This window comes from Pseudomonas sp. BF-B-15, from assembly GCF_019946675.1.
GTDB lineage: Bacteria > Pseudomonadota > Gammaproteobacteria > Pseudomonadales > Pseudomonadaceae > Aquipseudomonas > Aquipseudomonas migulae.
The window spans coordinates 1-17,103 of sequence record NZ_JAGYFZ010000061.1 but is presented as its reverse complement, the minus strand read 5'-3'; the positions used below and the strand labels follow the sequence as shown (position 1 = coordinate 17,103).

Here is a 17,103-nt window from a genome sequence, read left to right as displayed (position 1 = left end):
ACCTCTTCGTTTACCGCTAGTCTGCGGACATCTGCAACGCCGCCAACAGCATTTCAAACAAGAGCCGGCCATGACTGATCTGTCCCCACTCCCGGGCCATGCAAGCGTTACCGTCGCAACATTGGACGGACGTTTTTATCGGCCTCCGCTGCCCGACGGCCATGTGCTGCGGCCTCGTTTATGCGAGCGCCTCAGTGCCGGTCTCGGTGGCCGGCTGCTGCTGGTCAGCGCACCGGCGGGGTTTGGCAAGAGCTCATTGGCTGTGGAGTTCTGTCAGGGGCTGCCGGCGCATTGGCAAAGTCTCTGGCTGGGGTTGAGTCCGCGGGACAACGATCCAGGCCGTTTTCTGGAGCGATTGCTCGAAGGCCTTCAGGACTTTTTTCCGCAGTTGGGCCGCCAGTCTCTGGGGCTGCTGAAAATGCGTCAGCGGCATCAGCCGTTTGCTTTTGAAGAATGGCTGGACGGCTTGCTCGATGAGTTGGCCGTGCACCTGTTGCCGACAGCGCCATTGCTGCTGGTCCTCGATGACTATCATCTGGCCCAGGGGCCGGTGCTCGATCGTTGCCTGCAGTTTTTCCTCAATCACCTTCCCGACGGCTTGCTGGTGATGGTCACCAGTCGCCAACGTCCGGACTGGCATCTGGCGCGGCTGCGGTTGTCGCGACAATTGCTTGAGTTGCATGAGCAGGATCTGCGCCTGACCCACGACGAAGCCTTGACCCTGCTCGATCGGCACAGCAGTTCGTTGCGTGGCGAAGCACTGGAAAACCTGATCCAGCGCAGTGAAGGCTGGGTTGCCGGCTTGCGTTTCTGGTTGCTGGCGGCCTCCGAAGCAGGTTCCGACGGTGCGTTACCCCAGTCCCTGCACGGTGGGGAAGGGCTGATTCGCGATTACCTGCTCGAAGAAGTCATCGATTGTCTGCCCGCCGAGGTGCAGTCGTTCCTTTATGACACGGCCCCTCAAGAGCGTTTTTGCAGCGAGCTGTGCGATGCCGTTCGCGAAGCGCATGACAGTGCCGAGATCCTGCGTTTTCTGCTTGCGCACCAAGTGTTCCTCGTACCGCTGGACGAACATGGCCACTGGTACCGCTATCACCATCTGTTTTCCGACCTGCTGCGTACCCGGCCAACCTCACAGGCGATGGTGCCGGCAGCCAGCCTGCATCTGCGCGCGTGTCGCTGGTTCAATGCCCAGGGCCTGCTCGATGAGGCGGTGGAGCAGGCGTTGCGCGCCGGGCATCTGGATGTCGCGGCCAACCTGGTGCAGAACCTTTCGGAAGAGCAATTGCTGGCGGAACAGAATGTCGGCATGTTGCTGCGCTGGAAAATGGACTTGCCCGACAGCCTGCTGATCAGCACGCCACGGTTGATCGTGCTTTACAGCTGGGCCTTGGGGCTGGCCTGTCAGCTCGACGCCGCCGAAGAGTTGGCCAATCATCTGAGCCGCTTCCTGCCGGCCCCGTCGGCCACTGCGCAGAAATCCATGCTGGCGCAATGGCTGGCATTGAGCGGGATCATTGCCCGCGGGCGCGGCAACCGCGAATTGACGCTGCTGTATTGCACCGAAGCGCTGGAAAGCCTGCCATCGAAACGCTACGGCCAGCGCCTGATGTGCCTCTCGACCCTTTCCAACCTGGCCATTGCCGACGGCGACTTGTGGCGTGCCCGTGGTTTGAATCGCGACTCGCTTGAGCTGGCGCAACGGGTGGGCAATCCGTTGTTCGAAGCGCTGGCCCATTACGACCGGGCGCGCGTGTTGCAGGCGCGAGGGGAAATCCTGCGCTCGCTGGACGAAGTCCGTCAGGGGCTGCAACGCCTGCAAGGGTTGTCGCCGCAGCGGCTGTATGCCGTGCGCGCTCGATTGACCTTGTACGAAGGATTTCTGCTGGCCCTGCGCCTGCAACCACAGACCGCGCGGCTGCGTTTGCAGGCCGGTTTGACTGAGGCCCGAGCCTGTCGCGACATCAGTGTCCTGATCGGCCATTGTGTGATCGCCCGGCTCGAAGGCAGCAGCGGCGAGTTCGCCAAGGCCTTTGCCGAACTGGCCGAAGCCGAACGGCTGATGCACATCTGGGACGTCCCGCCGATTTACTACCTGGCGATGATTACCCTGGTCAAATGCGAACTCTGGCTGGCCCAGGGACGCACCGATCTGGCCGAAGCCTGGCTCGCACGACTGGGCCAGACCTACAACGGCGAAACGCCTGCGGCACCACCGGAATTCCATCCGCAACTGCCACTGCATATCGAGTTGCAGCAGGCTTTGCTTGAGGTCATTCAGGCGCAGCCGATGCTGGCCGAAGGGCGATTGAATGCGTTACTCGAGCATGGTCAGCAAACCGGTCGGCAGTTGCTCAGTGTGATGGCGCTGACACAAAAAACCGAACTGCTCCTTGCGCACAACCGCGAGCCTGAAGCCCGGCAGTCCTTCGCTCAGGCCCTTGAAGCGGCCAGTGGCGGCGCGCTGCAGCCTTTTGATGGCTTGTTGAATAAATGCCCTGACTGGCTTCGCGAGCAACTGCAGAACTGCGCGAAAGCGACGGTATCGCAGAGCCTGTCGGAGCGACTCCCCGTTATCGCTGCGCGCCTTGCTCCGGAGCCCTCACAAGCCTGCGAGCAACTCAGTTCCCGCGAACTGTCGGTTCTGAAACTCATTGCCCAAGGCTGCTCGAACCAGGAAATCAGCGATCAGCTGTTCATTTCCCTGCACACGGTTAAAACCCACGCCAGCCACATCAACAGCAAGCTCGGGGTTGAACGGCGAACGCAGGCGGTGGCACGGGCCAAGGCATTGGGAGTGTTGGGCTGACGTAGTGTGACGATACACAGGCGGTCAATGGCTGGATGCAATTGTGTGCGAAAATCCCCCGTCCCCGTTTTTATCGAGCATGCCCCGATGTCCCAACAACCGACCCTCATCCGCGAAACCTTCCCCGTAGGCCCGTTGCAGTGCAACTGCACGATCATCGGCGATCCGGTGACGAAGAAGGCCATCGTGGTCGATCCGGGCGGCAATCACGAATTGATCCTCGCCCGGCTCGATGCCCTGGGTCTGAAGGTTGTCAGCATCATCCATACCCATGCGCACCTCGATCACTTCCTGGCCTCCGGTCAGTTGAAGGAGAAAACCGGCGCGACCCTGCACTTGCACAAAGAGGATCAGTTCCTCTGGGACAATCTGGAGATGCAATGCCAGATGTTCGGTGTGCCGTACACGCCGGTTCCATCGCCGGATCGCTGGTTGGCCGACGATGAAGAACTCGCCTGCGGTTGCGGCGTGGCGTTGCACACGCCAGGTCATACGCCGGGTTCCATGAGCTTTTGGTTTTCAGAGGCTAAGCTGCTGATTGCCGGTGACACGTTGTTTCGTCGCGGGGTAGGGCGCACGGATTTGTGGGGTGGCGATCAGGCGACCATCGTGCGTTCGATCAAACAGCGCCTGTACACCCTTGATGAAGACGCAACGGTGGTGACCGGTCATGGTCCGGATACGCGTCTGGGTGATGAAATGCGCGACAACCCTTTTGTGCGGGCTTAAGGGGATCGACGGAATTTTCTGCGCCCGAAATGATCAAACGCCCGCAAAGAACCAATGCCTAAGACCCGTTGCATCCCAGAATGCAAAAAGTAGGAGCTCTTCATGTTCACCAAGCAGCGTTTGATTATTGTCGCTACGGCTGTGGCCTTGCTGTCAGGCTGCGCCTCGCCCAACCCATATGACAGCAGCCAGGGGCAGGCCGACGGTGGTTCCACGGGCATGAGCAAAACCGCCAAGTACGGCGGCCTCGGCGCTCTGGCGGGTGCGTTGGCCGGTGCCGCCATCAACCACGATAACCGTGGCAAGGGTGCGCTGATCGGCGCCGCCGTAGTGGGTGCTTCGGCTGCCGGTTACGGTTACTACGCCGACCAGCAAGAGAAAAAGCTGCGCGCCAGCATGGCCAACACCGGTGTTGAAGTGCAGCGCCAGGGCGATCAGATCAAGCTGATCATGCCGGGCAACATCACGTTCGCTACCGATTCGGCGAACATCGCTTCCAGCTTCTATCAGCCACTGAACAACCTGGCCGGTTCGCTCAAAGAGTTCAACCAGAACCAGATCGAAATCGTTGGCTACACCGACAGCACCGGCAGCCGTCAGCACAACATGGACCTGTCCCAGCGTCGTGCGCAGAGCGTGGCGACTTACCTGACGTCCCAAGGTGTCAGTGGTGCCAACCTGTCGGCGCGCGGCGCCGGGCCGGATAACCCGATTGCCAGCAACGGCGACGTCAATGGCCGGGCACAGAACCGTCGCGTCGAGGTCAACCTCAAGGCGATTCCGGGTCAAGAGTATCCACAGCAGTAAACGCAGCCCCTTTACCCACCTGACTGAACCCCAGGCGTAAAAAAAACCGCCCGATCCTAAACAGATCGGGCGGTTTTTTTGTGTCGCCAGTTCTGGCCCCTTCGCGGGCAAGCCCGCTCCCACAGTGACCGAGTCGCTTGATAGGTACGCGATCCCTGTGGGAGCGGGCTTGCCCGCGAAGGGGCAGAGTCGGCACCAAAGGTATTGGATCAGCAACAAAAAAGCCCCCGGACAATCACTCGTCCGAGGGCTTTTGTGTATCGCGCGAAACCTGATTACTTCTTCAGGCCGTAATGCTCATCAAGCATGCCCGGCGCGTTCGGGGCTTTGGGGGCGTAGTCGCGAGGCGGCTCCTGATTGCGCGGTGGCGTCAGGCGTTCCCGTGGGGCCGCTGCCGCGTCGGCGTGCAGCGAAGCCAGCAGGCGTTGGCGGGTTTGCTCGTCCAGGGCCAGGCGGTTGGCACCCTCGGCGAGGTGATCCTGCACTTCCTGATAGCTCTGAGTCAGTTTCTTGACCAGGTTTGCAGTGCTGTTGAAGTGGGTAACCACCTCGTTCTGATAACTGTCAAAACGTTCCTGAATGTCATCCAGCTGACGTTGTGTGCTGCTCGGCGCGGCGTTCGGCACCAGGCGAGCGATCAGGAATCCAATGGCGACACCCACAACCAGGGCAAGAGTCGGCAACAACCAAACTAAGAGCGAGTGTTCCACGAGTCCTTCCTCTATAAACGGCTTTGCTTTACGTTAACGGCTCGAACCTGCGCTGTATACCGCGATTCACTCGCAATACATCGGCACAGACAATTTGCTAGACGAGTCGACCCGATTCGAGGTCACGGAGTTCCTTCCTTGCTTATGCGCGAAACCCCTGTAGTGATTGACGGCCCGGTCGGGCAATTGGAAGCACTTTACCTGGATATCGAGCAGCCGCGCGGCATCGCGCTGATCTGCCACCCGAACCCGGTGCAGGGCGGCACTATGCTCAACAAAGTGGTCTCGACCCTGCAGCGCACCGCGCGCGATGCCGGTTTGATTACCTTGCGTTTCAATTACCGTGGCGTCGGTGCCAGCGAAGGCTCGCACGACATGGGGACCGGCGAAGTCGACGATGCCCAGGCAGCGGCCGCATGGCTGCGCGCCAAACATCCTGATTTGCCGCTGACGTTGTTCGGTTTCTCCTTCGGTGGTTTTGTTGCAGCAAGTCTCGGCGGACGCCTGGAAGCGCAGGGTGAACAGCTCAAACATTTGTTCATGGTGGCCGCTGCTGTCACCCGGCTCAACGGTTACGACCTGCTGCCGGTGAACTGCCCGCTGACCCTGATCCAGCCGGAAACCGATGAAGTCATTGACCCGCAAGCCGTCTACGACTGGTCCGAGAAACTCGATCGTCCCCATGAGCTGCTGAAAGTGGCAGAATGCGGACACTTTTTTCATGGCAAGCTGACCGATCTCAAGGATCTGATCCTGCCGCGTCTTTCGAATTGATTGCAGTCTGACAAGCGATTACCCATGACGACTCGTACCCGTATTCTCACCGGCATCACCACCACCGGCACGCCGCACCTGGGCAACTACGCCGGCGCCATCCGCCCGGCGATCCTTGCCAGCCGCGACAGCAATGCCGATTCGTTCTACTTCCTGGCCGACTACCACGCCCTGATCAAATGCGATGACCCGCTGCGCATCCAGCGCTCGCGTCTGGAAATCGCCGCGACCTGGCTGGCTGGTGGCCTGGATGTGGACCGCGTGACGTTCTATCGCCAATCCGACATCCCGGAAATCCCGGAGCTGACCTGGCTGCTGACCTGCGTTGCCGCCAAGGGCTTGCTCAACCGCGCCCACGCCTACAAGGCTTCGGTGGACAAGAACGTCGAAACCGGCGAAGACCCGGATGCCGGTATCACCATGGGCCTGTACAGCTATCCGGTGCTGATGGCCGCGGACATCCTGATGTTCAACGCACACAAGGTGCCGGTCGGTCGTGACCAGATCCAGCACGTGGAAATGGCCCGGGATATCGGTCAGCGCTTTAACCACCTGTTTGGCCAAGGCAAAGAATTTTTCACCATGCCCGAGGCGCTGATCGAAGAAAGCGTCGCGACGCTGCCCGGTCTCGACGGTCGCAAGATGTCGAAGAGCTACGACAACACCATTCCGTTGTTCAGCAGCGCCAAAGAGATGAAAGACGCGATCTCGCGGATCGTCACTGACTCCCGTGCGCCGGGCGAAGCCAAAGATCCAGACAATTCGCACCTGTTCACGCTGTTCCAGGCCTTTGCCACCCCGGCACAGTCCGACGAATTCCGCAGCGAATTGTTGCAGGGCCTGGGTTGGGGCGAGGCGAAGAATCGTCTGTTCCAACTGCTCGACAGTGAACTGGGCGAGTCCCGCGAGCGTTATCACCAACTGATTGAACGCCCGGCTGATCTGGAAGACATCCTGCAAATCGGTGCGAAAAAGGCCCGTGCCGTAGCGACGCCTTTCCTTAACGAATTGCGCGAAGCGGTCGGCTTGCGTTCTTTCGTGGCGCAGACGCAAGTCGCGGCGACCACCAAGAAGAAAGCCGCGAAAGCTGCGCGTTTTGTCAGCTTCCGCGAAGACGACGGCAGTTTCCGCTTCCGCCTGCTGGCGGCCGATGGCGAGCAACTGCTGCTGTCGCGCAACTTTGCTGACGGTAAAACCGCTGGCCAGGTGACCAAGCAACTGCAAGCGGGCCAGCCTCTGGACGTGCGCAATCAAGACCTGAGCTTCAGCGTCTGGCTGGAAGGCGAATGCGTGGCCGATAGCCCGGCGTTCGCCGACACTGCGGCCCGTGACGTTGCCATCGACGCTTTGCGGATTGCGCTGACGCCGGTTCAGGAATAATCAACGGCTCGGTCCGACCAAGGGCCGATTGCCATTCCCACGGGCCATCGCTACAGTGACGGCCCGTTTTTGTTGCCTTGCTAACGAATTATGACGCCCCTAGAACGATATCAAGCTGATCTGAAACGCCCGGAATTCTTCCATGACGCCGCGCAGGAAACCGCCGTGCGCCATTTGCAGCGCCTGTACGACGATCTGGTCGCGGCCTCGCAGAACAAACCGGGCCTGCTCGGCAAACTGTTTGGCAAGAAAGAACAGGCGCCGGTCAAGGGCCTGTATTTCTGGGGCGGCGTAGGTCGCGGCAAGACTTACCTGGTCGACACCTTCTTCGAAGCGCTGCCGTTCAAGGAAAAGACCCGGACTCACTTCCACCGCTTCATGAAGCGTGTGCACGAAGAGATGAAGACCCTCGGTGGCGAGAAAAACCCGCTGACCATCATCGCCAAGCGCTTCTCCGACGAGTCGCGAGTGATCTGTTTCGATGAATTCTTCGTTTCCGACATCACCGACGCGATGATCCTCGGCACGCTGATGGAAGAGCTGTTCAAGAACGGTGTGACCCTGGTTGCCACTTCGAACATCGTCCCGGACGGTTTGTACAAGGACGGCTTGCAGCGTGCGCGCTTCCTGCCGGCCATCGCGCTGATCAAGCAGAACACCGAGATCGTCAACGTCGACAGCGGCGTCGATTATCGTCTGCGTCACCTCGAGCAAGCGGAACTGTTCCACTTCCCGCTCGATGAAGCGTCTCACGAAAGCCTGCGCAAGAGCTTCCGTGCGCTGACGCCGGAATGCACGGCGGCCATCGAGAACGATGTGCTGATCATCGAGAACCGCGAAATCCGTGCCTTGCGCACCTGCGATGACGTGGCCTGGTTTGACTTCCGCGAGCTCTGCGACGGCCCACGCAGCCAGAACGATTACATCGAACTGGGCAAGATCTTCCACGCCGTGCTGCTCAGCGGTGTCGAGCAGATGAGCGTCACCACCGACGACATCGCCCGACGCTTTATCAACATGGTCGACGAGTTCTACGACCGTAACGTGAAGCTGATCATTTCCGCCGAAGTCGAGCTCAAAGACCTCTACACCGGCGGTCGCCTGAACTTCGAATTCCAGCGCACCCTCAGCCGTCTGCTGGAAATGCAATCCCACGAATTCCTGTCCCGGGCTCACAAGCCGTAGGAAATTTCGGAAAATGAAAAAGGCCTGCAATTGCAGGCCTTTTTTGTGCGTTGCAGATCCCCTGTAGGAGCACGGCTTGCCGGCGATGGCTATCTCAAGGACGCCATCGCCAGCAAGCTGTGCTCCTACAGGGTTTGCGGGGTTTTACGCCGCTTGCTGAAACTGCTGCCGATACTGGTTCGGCGACAACTCGGTGTGCTGGCGGAACAGCCGCGCGAAGAAGCTCGCATCGTCGTAACCGACTTCATAACTGATGGTCTTGATGCTCTTGCGGCTGCCGGACAGCAAGCCCTTTGCCGTTTCAATGCGCAGGCGTTGCAGGTAATGCAGCGGCTTGTCGCCGGTGGCGGTCTGGAAGCGGCGCATGAAGTTGCGGATGCTCATGCCGTGCTCGCGCGCAACGTCTTCGAAGCGGAACTTGTCGGCGAAGTGCTCTTCGAGCCAGTGCTGGATCTGCAGGATGATCACGTCCTGGTGCAGCTTCTGGCCACCGAAGCCGATGCGTCCCGGCGAGTAGCTGCGTTGCACTTCATAGAGAATGTCGCGGGCCACGGCCTGGGCCACGTTGGCGCCGCAGAAGCGCTCGATCAGGTAGATATAGAGGTCGCACGCCGACGTGGTGCCGCCGGCGCAATAGAGGTTGTCGGCGTCGGTCAGGTGCTTGTCCTGATTGAGATAAACCCTCGGGAAACGCTCGGCAAACGCGTTGAAGAAGCGCCAGTAAGTGGTCGCTTCCTTGCCGTCGAGCAGCCCGGCTTCGGCGAGCCAGAACACCCCGGTGGCCTCGCCGCACAGTACCGCGCCGCGCGCATGCTGCTGGCGCAACCACGGCAGGATCTGTGGGTAACGTTGGCAAAGGGTTTCGAAATCGTCCCAGAACGCCGGGAGGATGATGACGTCAGCGTTTTCCAGGCCGCCGTCCACCGGCATGATCACGTCGCTGAAGCTGTTGACCGGTTTGCCGTCGGGGCTGACCAGGCGCGTTTCGAACGCCGGTGTCAGGCCCTGGCCCAGTTGTTTGCCGTAACGCAGGCTGGCCAGGTGGAAGAAATCCTTGGCTTGCATGAGGGTGGAAGCGAAAACCCGGTCGATAGCCAGGATGCTGACGCGCCGCAAGGGCGTGGAGACTTGGTTAGACATAATTCAACTTTATTCTTATAGGGGAAAGTGGTCACCAGACGGCTGGATCGTCTTATTTTTTGTCGGATGTGTCCAGTGTCCTGTATCGGAAGCGAGGCTTAGTCTCTGAAGGTCTATTCCTTCTAACAATAACGACAGGTGCCGCATGATCCCCAGAACCTTGTTCAGTTCCGAGCACGAACTTTTTCGCGACAGCGTGCGAACCTTCCTCGAAAAAGAGGCCGTGCCGTTTCATGGGCAATGGGAAAAACAAGGCTATATCGACCGCCAACTCTGGAACAAGGCAGGGGAGGCGGGGATGCTCTGTTCACACCTGCCGGAAGAGTACGGCGGGCTGGGAGCGGATTTTCTCTACAGTGCGGTGGTGATCGAAGAGGTGGGGCGTCTGGGGCTGACCGGGATCGGTTTTTCCCTGCATTCCGACATCGTCGCGCCGTACATCCTGCATTACGGCAGCGAAGCGCTGAAACACAAATACCTGCCAAAACTGGTGTCCGGCGAGATGGTCACCGCGATTGCCATGACCGAGCCGGGTGCCGGTTCCGACCTGCAAGGGGTGAAAACCACGGCGGTGCTCGATGGCGATGAATATGTGATCAACGGTTCGAAGACGTTCATCACCAACGGCTATCTCGCGGACCTGGTGATTGTCGTGGCCAAGACCGATCCGAAGGCCGGCGCGAAGGGCACCAGCCTGTTTCTGGTCGAGGCCGACACACCGGGTTTTGCCAAGGGCAAGCGCCTGGAAAAAGTCGGCATGAAAGCGCAGGACACCTCGGAGCTGTTCTTCCAGGATGTTCGCGTGCCGAAAGAAAACCTGCTGGGCCAGGCCGGGATGGGCTTCGCGTATCTGATGCAGGAATTGCCGCAAGAGCGTCTGACGGTTGCTGTTGGCGGGCTGGCATCGGCTGAGGCTGCGCTGCAATGGACGCTGGAATACACCCGCGAGCGCAAGGCGTTCGGCAAGGCGATTGCCGACTTCCAGAACACCCGCTTCAAGCTGGCGGAGATGGCGACCGAGATCCAGATTGGCCGGGTCTTCGTCGATCGCTGCCTGGAGTTGCACCTGCAAGGCAAGCTCGATGTGCCGACGGCGGCGATGGCCAAGTATTGGGGCACGGACCTGCAATGCAAGGTGCTCGACGAGTGCGTGCAGTTGCATGGCGGCTACGGGTTCATGTGGGAATACCCGATCGCCCGGGCGTGGGCGGATGCGCGGGTGCAGCGGATTTATGCCGGCACCAACGAAATCATGAAAGAGATTATTGCGCGGTCACTGTAGGAGCCGGCTTGCCGGCGATTGAAGCGACGCGGTTTTGGCTGTAACCGCGTTGTCCCAATCGCCAGCAAGCCGGCTCCTACAAGTGCGGGTTACGGTGCTGGATTCGGGTGATCCTTGTGGATTGCCTCAATCCCCGCCAGCACTTCATCGGAAAGTTTCAACTCGAAGCTGGCAATGTTGCTGTCCAGCTGTTCCAGCGTCGTCGCGCCGATGATGTTGCTGGTCACGAACGGCTGCTGCGTTACAAACGCCAAGGCCATTTGCGCCGGGTCCAGACCGTGCTCGCGGGCCAGCGCCACATAACGGCTGCAGGCGGCTTCCGACTGTGGATTGAAATAGCGGCTGAAGCGGCTGTAGAGGCTCAGGCGACCTTTCGGCGGACGCGCGCCACCTTCGTACTTGCCCGACAGGAAACCGAACGCCAGCGGCGAATAGGCCAGCAGGCCGCACTGTTCGCGGATGGCAATTTCCGCCAGGCCGACTTCGAAGCTGCGGTTGAGCAGGTTGTACGGGTTCTGGATCGACACTGCACGCGGCCAGCCACGGGCTTCGGCCAGCGCCAGGAAACGCATCGTGCCCCACGGTGTTTCGTTGGACAGGCCGATGTGGCGGATCTTGCCGGCCTTGACCTGCTCGTCCAGCGCTTCGAGGGTGTCCTCCAGCGGGGTCAGGTTCGCTTCGCTCTTGTGTTTGTAGCCCAGTTGACCGAAGAAGTTGGTGCTGCGTTCCGGCCAGTGCAATTGATAGAGGTCGATGTAGTCGGTCTGCAGGCGCTTGAGGCTCGCGTCCACGGCTTCGGTGATGTGCTGGCGGTTGTGGCGCAGGTTTTTGTCGCGGATGTAGTCGATGGTGTTGCCGGGGCCGGCGATCTTGCTGGCCAGGATCCAGTCGGCGCGATCACCGCGGCTTTTGAAGTAATTGCCGATGTAGCGCTCGGTGGTGGCGTAGGTTTCGGCTTTCGGTGGTACCGGGTACATCTCGGCGGTGTCGATGAAATTGATCCCGGCGCTTTTGGCCCGTTCAATCTGAGCGAAGGCTTCAGCTTCACTGTTTTGCTCGCCCCAGGTCATGGTTCCGAGGCAGATGGCGCTCACGTTCAGATTGGTTCGGCCTAGCTGTCGATAATCCATCAGGTGCTCCTTGGGCAAAACAATCATAAAAGCAGGTTGAAATATTTTTCGCAATCTGCATAATTGCGCACCTCTTTCTGCAGTGGAAGTGATGCGCCGCCGCCGAAGAATCTTGCCGTTGAACGGACGCGCCGACCCGAGCCCCCGAAAGCGTCTGTATCCGGCTGCCTTTGACTTGTCAAAGTACGCACTATTCAGTAAGATCCGCCGTCTAATTTACAGGGCGGCCCCTGAGGCTATAAAGAATGAAAACTTTTACTGCTAAACCGGAAACAGTACAGCGCGACTGGTTTGTCGTCGACGCTGCAGGTCAGACCCTGGGTCGTCTGGCCACCGAAATCGCGAGCCGTCTGCGTGGCAAGCATAAAGCTGAGTACACTCCTCACGTTGACACCGGCGATTACATCGTCGTTATCAATGCCGAGCAGATTCGTGTAACCGGTGCTAAAACCACCGACAAAATCTACTACTCCCACTCCGGTTTCCCGGGCGGCATCAAGTCGATCAACTTCGAAAAGCTGATCGCTAAAGCCCCTGAGCGCGTGATCGAGACCGCGGTCAAAGGCATGCTGCCTAAGAACCCGCTGGGTCGCGACATGTATCGTAAGCTGAAAGTCTATGCGGGCGCTGTACACCCTCATACTGCTCAGCAGCCCCAAGAACTGAAGTTTTAACGGAATAGTTCATTATGTCGGCGACTCAAAATTACGGCACTGGCCGTCGCAAGACCGCAACCGCACGCGTTTTCCTGCGTCCGGGTACTGGTAACATCTCCATCAACAACCGTTCGCTGGATAATTTCTTCGGCCGCGAAACTGCCCGCATGGTAGTTCGTCAGCCGCTGGAATTGACTGAGACTGTCGAGAAGTTCGACATCTACGTCACCGTGATCGGCGGTGGTGTAAGTGGTCAAGCTGGCGCAATCCGCCACGGCATCACTCGCGCTCTGATGGACTACGACGAAACCCTGCGTAGCGCTCTGCGCAAAGCTGGCTTCGTTACCCGCGACGCCCGTGAAGTTGAACGTAAGAAAGTCGGTCTGCGTAAAGCGCGTAAGCGTCCGCAGTACTCGAAGCGTTAATTCGCTTTCACGTTCAAAAAGAACGCCCAGTTTCCTCACGGAGCTGGGCGTTTTTTTATGGGTGCGATTTATCAAAGAATTGCTCTGTGACAACTTGCCACATCCGCAGAGCCCCTATACTACAAGGCTTGGCAGTGGAGCCCTTCGGTAATTACCTTGTCAGAATTGGGGCTTTTCATTACCATTCGGCAAAATTTTTATAAGTACATAGTTTTACTTAGTAGATGCCTGATTTAACAGGCCACAAAGCTGATGGGAGAGGACTGAATGAGCAATGACGGCGTGAATGCAGGCCGGCGTCGCTTCTTGGTAGCAGCCACATCCGTGGTGGGTGCTGCAGGAGCGGTGGGGGCTGCGGTCCCGTTCGTGGGGTCATGGTTTCCCAGTGCCAAGGCGAAAGCCGCAGGTGCACCGGTGAAAGTGAATGTCAGCAAAATCGAGCCAGGCCAGCAGATGATTGCTGAGTGGCGCGGTCAGCCGGTGTTCATTGTCCGCCGTACCGAGGAAATCCTGGGGAATCTGAAAAAGATCGAGGGCCAGCTGGCTGACCCGACCTCCAAGAACTCGACACAACCGACCTATGTCGACCCGGTTACGCGTTCGATCAAGCCAGAGGTTCTGCTGCTGATCGGTATCTGTACGCACTTGGGTTGCTCGCCGACCTTCCGTCCCGAAGTGGCACCTGCTGATCTGGGCAAGGACTGGGTAGGCGGCTATTTCTGCCCGTGCCACGGTTCCCACTACGATCTGGCTGGCCGCGTCTACAAGTCGCAACCTGCGCCTTTGAACCTGCCAGTTCCCCCGCATTCCTATGAGACCAATGAGATTATTGTCATTGGCGTCGATACGGAGAAAGCGTGATGAGCAAGTTCATGGATTGGGTTGATGCGCGCTTTCCCGCGACCAAAATGTGGGAAGACCATCTCAGCAAGTACTACGCCCCGAAGAACTTCAACTTCTTCTACTTCTTTGGTTCCCTGGCGCTGCTCGTTCTGGTCAACCAGATCGTTACCGGTGTCTGGCTGACCATGAGCTACACCCCGTCGGCGGAAGAAGCGTTTGCTTCCGTCGAATACATCATGCGCGACGTCGAGTACGGCTCGATCCTGCGTCTGCTGCACTCCACCGGCGCTTCGGCGTTCTTCATCGTGGTTTATCTGCACATGTTCCGTGGCTTGCTCTACGGTTCGTATCAGAAGCCGCGTGAGCTGGTGTGGGTCTTCGGCATGCTGATCTACCTGGCGCTGATGGCGGAAGCCTTCATGGGTTACCTGTTGCCGTGGGGCCAGATGTCCTACTGGGGTGCCCAGGTGATCATCTCGCTGTTCGGTGCGATCCCGGTTATCGGTAACGACCTGACTCAGTGGATCCGTGGTGACTACCTGATTTCCGGTATCACGCTGAACCGCTTCTTTGCCCTGCACGTTGTTGCCCTGCCGATCGTGATTCTCGGTCTGGTGGTGCTGCACGTTCTGGCGCTGCACGAAGTCGGCTCGAACAATCCGGACGGCGTGGACATCAAGAAATACAAAGACGAAAACGGCGTACCGCTGGACGGCATTGCCTTCCACCCGTACTACACCGTGAAAGATATCGTCGGCGTGGTGGTGTTCCTGTTCATCTTCTGCTCGATCGTGTTCTTCTTCCCGGAAATGGGCGGCTACTTCCTCGAGAAGCCGAACTTTGAAGTGGCGAACGCGTTCAAGACCCCAGAGCACATTGCTCCGGTCTGGTACTTCACACCGTTCTACGCGATTCTGCGGGCGGTTCCGGACAAGCTCCTGGGCGTTATCGCCATGGGTGCGGCCATCGCCGTACTGTTCGTCCTGCCATGGCTGGACCGTAGCCCGGTCAAGTCGATGCGCTACAAAGGCTGGTTGAGCAAAATCTGGCTCTGGGTGTTCTGCATCTCGTTCGTGATTCTGGGCGTGCTGGGTGTTCTGGCGCCGACTCCAGGCCGTACGTTGCTGTCGCAGGTGTGTACTTTCCTGTACTTCGCCTACTTCATTCTGATGCCTTTCTACACCAGGCTCGAGAAGACCAAACCGGTTCCGGAAAGGGTGACTGGCTGATGAAAAAGCTATTTGCTGTACTGATTCTTGCTGCTTTGCCTGTACTGTCCTTCGCTGCCGAGCACGGTGGTCCTGAGTTGGAAAAGGTCGACATCGACGTTTCCGACAAGGCCGCCATGCAAGATGGCGCGCGTACATTCGCCAACTACTGCATGGGCTGCCACAGCGCCAAGTTCCAGCGCTATGAGCGTGTTGCCGACGATCTGGGCATTCCTCACGATCTGATGCTGTCGAAGCTGGTGTTCACTGGCGCCAAGATCGGCGACCACATGAGCATCGGCATGCAGCCGGCTGACGCCAAGACCTGGTTCGGTGCTGCACCGCCTGACCTGACCCTGGTGGCTCGTGTTCGCGGTACGGACTGGCTCTACGGCTACCTGAAATCGTTCTACGAAGATCCGTCGCGTCCTTGGGGCGTGAACAACAAGGTCTTCCCGAACGTGGGCATGCCGAACGTCCTGGTGGGCCTGCAAGGTCGTCAGGTCGTCGGTTGCAAACAGGTCCAGATCGTCGAAGACGGCAAGAAGCAATATGATCCGCTGACCGGTACCGCGCTGACTCATGAAGCGTGCGATCAGCTGACCATCGTGCCGAAGAGCGGTGCTCTGACCGAAGAGCAGTTCGATGAGAAGGTCAAGAATCTGGTAACCTTCCTCGCTTACTCGGCTAACCCGGTTAAGCTGCAGCATCAGCGCATTGGTACCTACGTCTTGCTGTACCTGGCGTTCTTCTTCGTATTCGCCTACTTGCTCAAGCGCGAATACTGGAAAGATGTGCACTGATAAAGTTTCAAGCAATTGCTGTTAATCGCGCGCGCCCAAGGGCGTCTCTGAAGGTGTAACGAGTCTGGTTTATCCAGGCGTTACGGGAGACGCCCTCTGGGCGCGCTCGTTTTTCCGCTTCCGATAATTTCAACAAGCGAGGAGGACCGCCATGGGCGTGACCAATCGGTTGGCCTGTTACTCCGACCCCGCCGACCACTATTCCCACCGAGTGCGCATCGTACTTGCAGAGAAGGGTGTCAGCGCCGAGATCATTTACGTGGAAGCTGGCCGCCAGCCGCCTAAACTGATTGAGGTGAACCCTTACGGAAGCCTGCCCACCCTGGTCGATCGTGACCTGGCGTTGTGGGAGTCGACCGTGGTGATGGAATATCTGGATGAGCGTTACCCGCATCCGCCTTTGCTGCCGGTTTATCCAGTGGCGCGTGCCAACAGCCGTTTGCTGATTCATCGTATTCAGCGTGACTGGTGTGGTCTGGTGGATCTGATTCTGGATTCGCGGACCAAGGAAGCTGCCCGTGTCGTTGCTCGTAAAGAGCTGCGCGAAAGCCTGACTGGCGTGTCGCCGCTGTTCGCCGACAAGCCGTTTTTCCTCAGCGAGGAACAAAGTCTGGTGGATTGCTGCCTACTACCAATACTCTGGCGCTTGCCGATTTTGGGTATTGAACTGCCACGGCCCGCCAAGCCGTTGCTTGATTATATGGAGCGCTCGTTTGCGCGTGAGGCTTTCCAGGCAAGTCTGTCTGGCGTCGAACGCGATATGCGCTAAGGCTTAAGGAGCCGCTATGAACTCCAGTCGACCTTATCTGGTCCGCGCGCTCTACGAGTGGATTGTGGACAACGATTGCACCCCGCACATGCTGGTCAATTCCGAGTATCCGTCGGTGCAGGTGCCTCAGGGTTTTGCCAGTGACGGACAGATTGTCCTGAACGTATCGCCGGCCGCCGTGCGTCATCTGCACATGGATAACGAAGCGGTCAGCTTCGAGGGGCGCTTCGGTGGCGTGCCGCACACCCTGTACGTGCCTATCGCATCGATCCTGGGCATTTACGCCCGGGAGAACGGTCAGGGCATGGTGTTCGATCTGGAATCGCCTATGGAAGACGAGGAAGAGATCGAGCCGGATGATGATCTTCCGCCGCCGGACAGTGAGCCGCCGCGCCCAAGCGGTCGGCCAAGTTTGAAAGTGGTGAAGTAATAAAAAAGGCGATCCGAAAGGAT

At 58.8% G+C, this 17,103-nt stretch carries 17 protein-coding genes; 14 read left to right on the top strand and 3 right to left on the bottom strand.

Features of this window, described 5'->3' with window-relative positions; translation table 11 throughout:
* Positions 1 to 70 precede the first annotated feature (70 nt).
* The 3 genes from KGA97_RS19210 to KGA97_RS19200 all read left to right on the top strand — a co-directional run bounded on the left by KGA97_RS19210 (position 71) and on the right by KGA97_RS19200 (position 4,345).
* The gene (locus KGA97_RS19210; RefSeq protein ID WP_008037274.1) at positions 71 to 2,809 is read left to right on the top strand and encodes a LuxR C-terminal-related transcriptional regulator; all 2,739 of its coding nucleotides are present in this window, start codon (positions 71 to 73) and stop codon (positions 2,807 to 2,809) included.
* Positions 2,810 to 2,896: 87 nt separating this feature from the next.
* Entirely contained in the window at positions 2,897 to 3,538 is a 642-nt protein-coding gene (locus KGA97_RS19205; protein WP_008025937.1) for an MBL fold metallo-hydrolase, read from the top strand.
* Between the two features lie 102 nt (positions 3,539 to 3,640).
* The gene (locus KGA97_RS19200; RefSeq protein WP_008037276.1) at positions 3,641 to 4,345 is read left to right on the top strand and encodes an OmpA family protein; all 705 of its coding nucleotides are present in this window, start codon (positions 3,641 to 3,643) and stop codon (positions 4,343 to 4,345) included.
* Positions 4,346 to 4,620: 275 nt separating this feature from the next.
* Here the strand turns inward: KGA97_RS19200 and KGA97_RS19195 are convergent, their stop codons facing one another.
* Positions 4,621 to 5,055 (bottom strand): YhcB family protein, encoded by a 435-nt coding sequence (locus KGA97_RS19195; protein ID WP_008025941.1) that lies wholly within the window; start codon positions 5,053 to 5,055, stop codon positions 4,621 to 4,623.
* Between the two features lie 144 nt (positions 5,056 to 5,199).
* On the opposite strand from KGA97_RS19195, the gene KGA97_RS19190 reads away from it, so the two are divergent.
* From KGA97_RS19190 to zapE, 3 genes are all read left to right on the top strand, one after another.
* Complete coding sequence (locus tag KGA97_RS19190; RefSeq protein WP_223437261.1) at positions 5,200 to 5,829, top strand: alpha/beta hydrolase; 630 nt, start codon at positions 5,200 to 5,202, stop codon at positions 5,827 to 5,829.
* A 24-nt stretch (positions 5,830 to 5,853) separates the two neighbouring features.
* Positions 5,854 to 7,209, top strand: a complete 1,356-nt coding sequence (locus KGA97_RS19185) for a tryptophan--tRNA ligase (protein WP_008037280.1) — start codon at positions 5,854 to 5,856, stop codon at positions 7,207 to 7,209.
* 90 nt (positions 7,210 to 7,299) lie between these two features.
* Positions 7,300 to 8,394 carry a cell division protein ZapE gene (zapE, locus tag KGA97_RS19180; RefSeq protein ID WP_008025947.1) on the top strand — a complete coding sequence of 365 codons (1,095 nt, stop codon included), beginning with the start codon at positions 7,300 to 7,302 and terminating at the stop codon, positions 8,392 to 8,394.
* A gap of 144 nt (positions 8,395 to 8,538) precedes the next feature.
* On the opposite strand, the gene KGA97_RS19175 is transcribed toward zapE, so the two are convergent.
* Positions 8,539 to 9,435 (bottom strand): GlxA family transcriptional regulator, encoded by an 897-nt coding sequence (locus KGA97_RS19175; protein WP_177318159.1) that lies wholly within the window; start codon positions 9,433 to 9,435, stop codon positions 8,539 to 8,541.
* Between the two features lie 244 nt (positions 9,436 to 9,679).
* Between KGA97_RS19175 and KGA97_RS19170 the strand changes: the two genes are divergently transcribed.
* Positions 9,680 to 10,816, top strand: a complete 1,137-nt coding sequence (locus KGA97_RS19170; RefSeq protein WP_192228963.1) for an acyl-CoA dehydrogenase family protein — start codon at positions 9,680 to 9,682, stop codon at positions 10,814 to 10,816.
* An 89-nt stretch (positions 10,817 to 10,905) separates the two neighbouring features.
* Here KGA97_RS19170 and KGA97_RS19165 read toward each other — a convergent pair whose 3' ends face one another.
* On the bottom strand, positions 10,906 to 11,946 hold the full coding sequence (locus tag KGA97_RS19165; protein ID WP_008025952.1) for an NADP(H)-dependent aldo-keto reductase: 1,041 nt from the start codon (positions 11,944 to 11,946) through the stop codon (positions 10,906 to 10,908).
* Positions 11,947 to 12,191: 245 nt separating this feature from the next.
* On the opposite strand from KGA97_RS19165, the gene rplM reads away from it, so the two are divergent.
* The 7 genes from rplM (at position 12,192) to KGA97_RS19130 (ending at position 17,080) form a co-directional block, all read left to right on the top strand.
* Positions 12,192 to 12,620 (top strand): 50S ribosomal protein L13, encoded by a 429-nt coding sequence (gene rplM / locus KGA97_RS19160; protein ID WP_007905295.1) that lies wholly within the window; start codon positions 12,192 to 12,194, stop codon positions 12,618 to 12,620.
* A gap of 14 nt (positions 12,621 to 12,634) precedes the next feature.
* A complete protein-coding gene (gene rpsI, locus KGA97_RS19155; protein WP_003228056.1) occupies positions 12,635 to 13,027 on the top strand; it encodes a 30S ribosomal protein S9 in 393 nt (130 codons plus the stop codon).
* Between the two features lie 267 nt (positions 13,028 to 13,294).
* On the top strand, positions 13,295 to 13,888 hold the full coding sequence (petA, locus tag KGA97_RS19150; protein WP_008025954.1) for a ubiquinol-cytochrome c reductase iron-sulfur subunit: 594 nt from the start codon (positions 13,295 to 13,297) through the stop codon (positions 13,886 to 13,888).
* Positions 13,888 to 15,099: a cytochrome b gene (locus KGA97_RS19145; RefSeq protein ID WP_007943720.1), complete on the top strand. Its 1,212-nt coding sequence runs from the start codon at positions 13,888 to 13,890 to the stop codon at positions 15,097 to 15,099. Before petA ends, KGA97_RS19145 begins: the two co-directional genes overlap by 1 nt.
* Complete coding sequence (locus KGA97_RS19140) at positions 15,099 to 15,881, top strand: cytochrome c1 (RefSeq protein WP_008025956.1); 783 nt, start codon at positions 15,099 to 15,101, stop codon at positions 15,879 to 15,881. Before KGA97_RS19145 ends, KGA97_RS19140 begins: the two co-directional genes overlap by 1 nt.
* Before the next feature lie 151 nt (positions 15,882 to 16,032).
* Complete coding sequence (locus KGA97_RS19135; protein WP_007905304.1) at positions 16,033 to 16,650, top strand: glutathione S-transferase N-terminal domain-containing protein; 618 nt, start codon at positions 16,033 to 16,035, stop codon at positions 16,648 to 16,650.
* Positions 16,651 to 16,666: 16 nt separating this feature from the next.
* Positions 16,667 to 17,080 carry a ClpXP protease specificity-enhancing factor gene (locus KGA97_RS19130; protein WP_008037283.1) on the top strand — a complete coding sequence of 138 codons (414 nt, stop codon included), beginning with the start codon at positions 16,667 to 16,669 and terminating at the stop codon, positions 17,078 to 17,080.
* Positions 17,081 to 17,103: the final 23 nt, after the last annotated feature.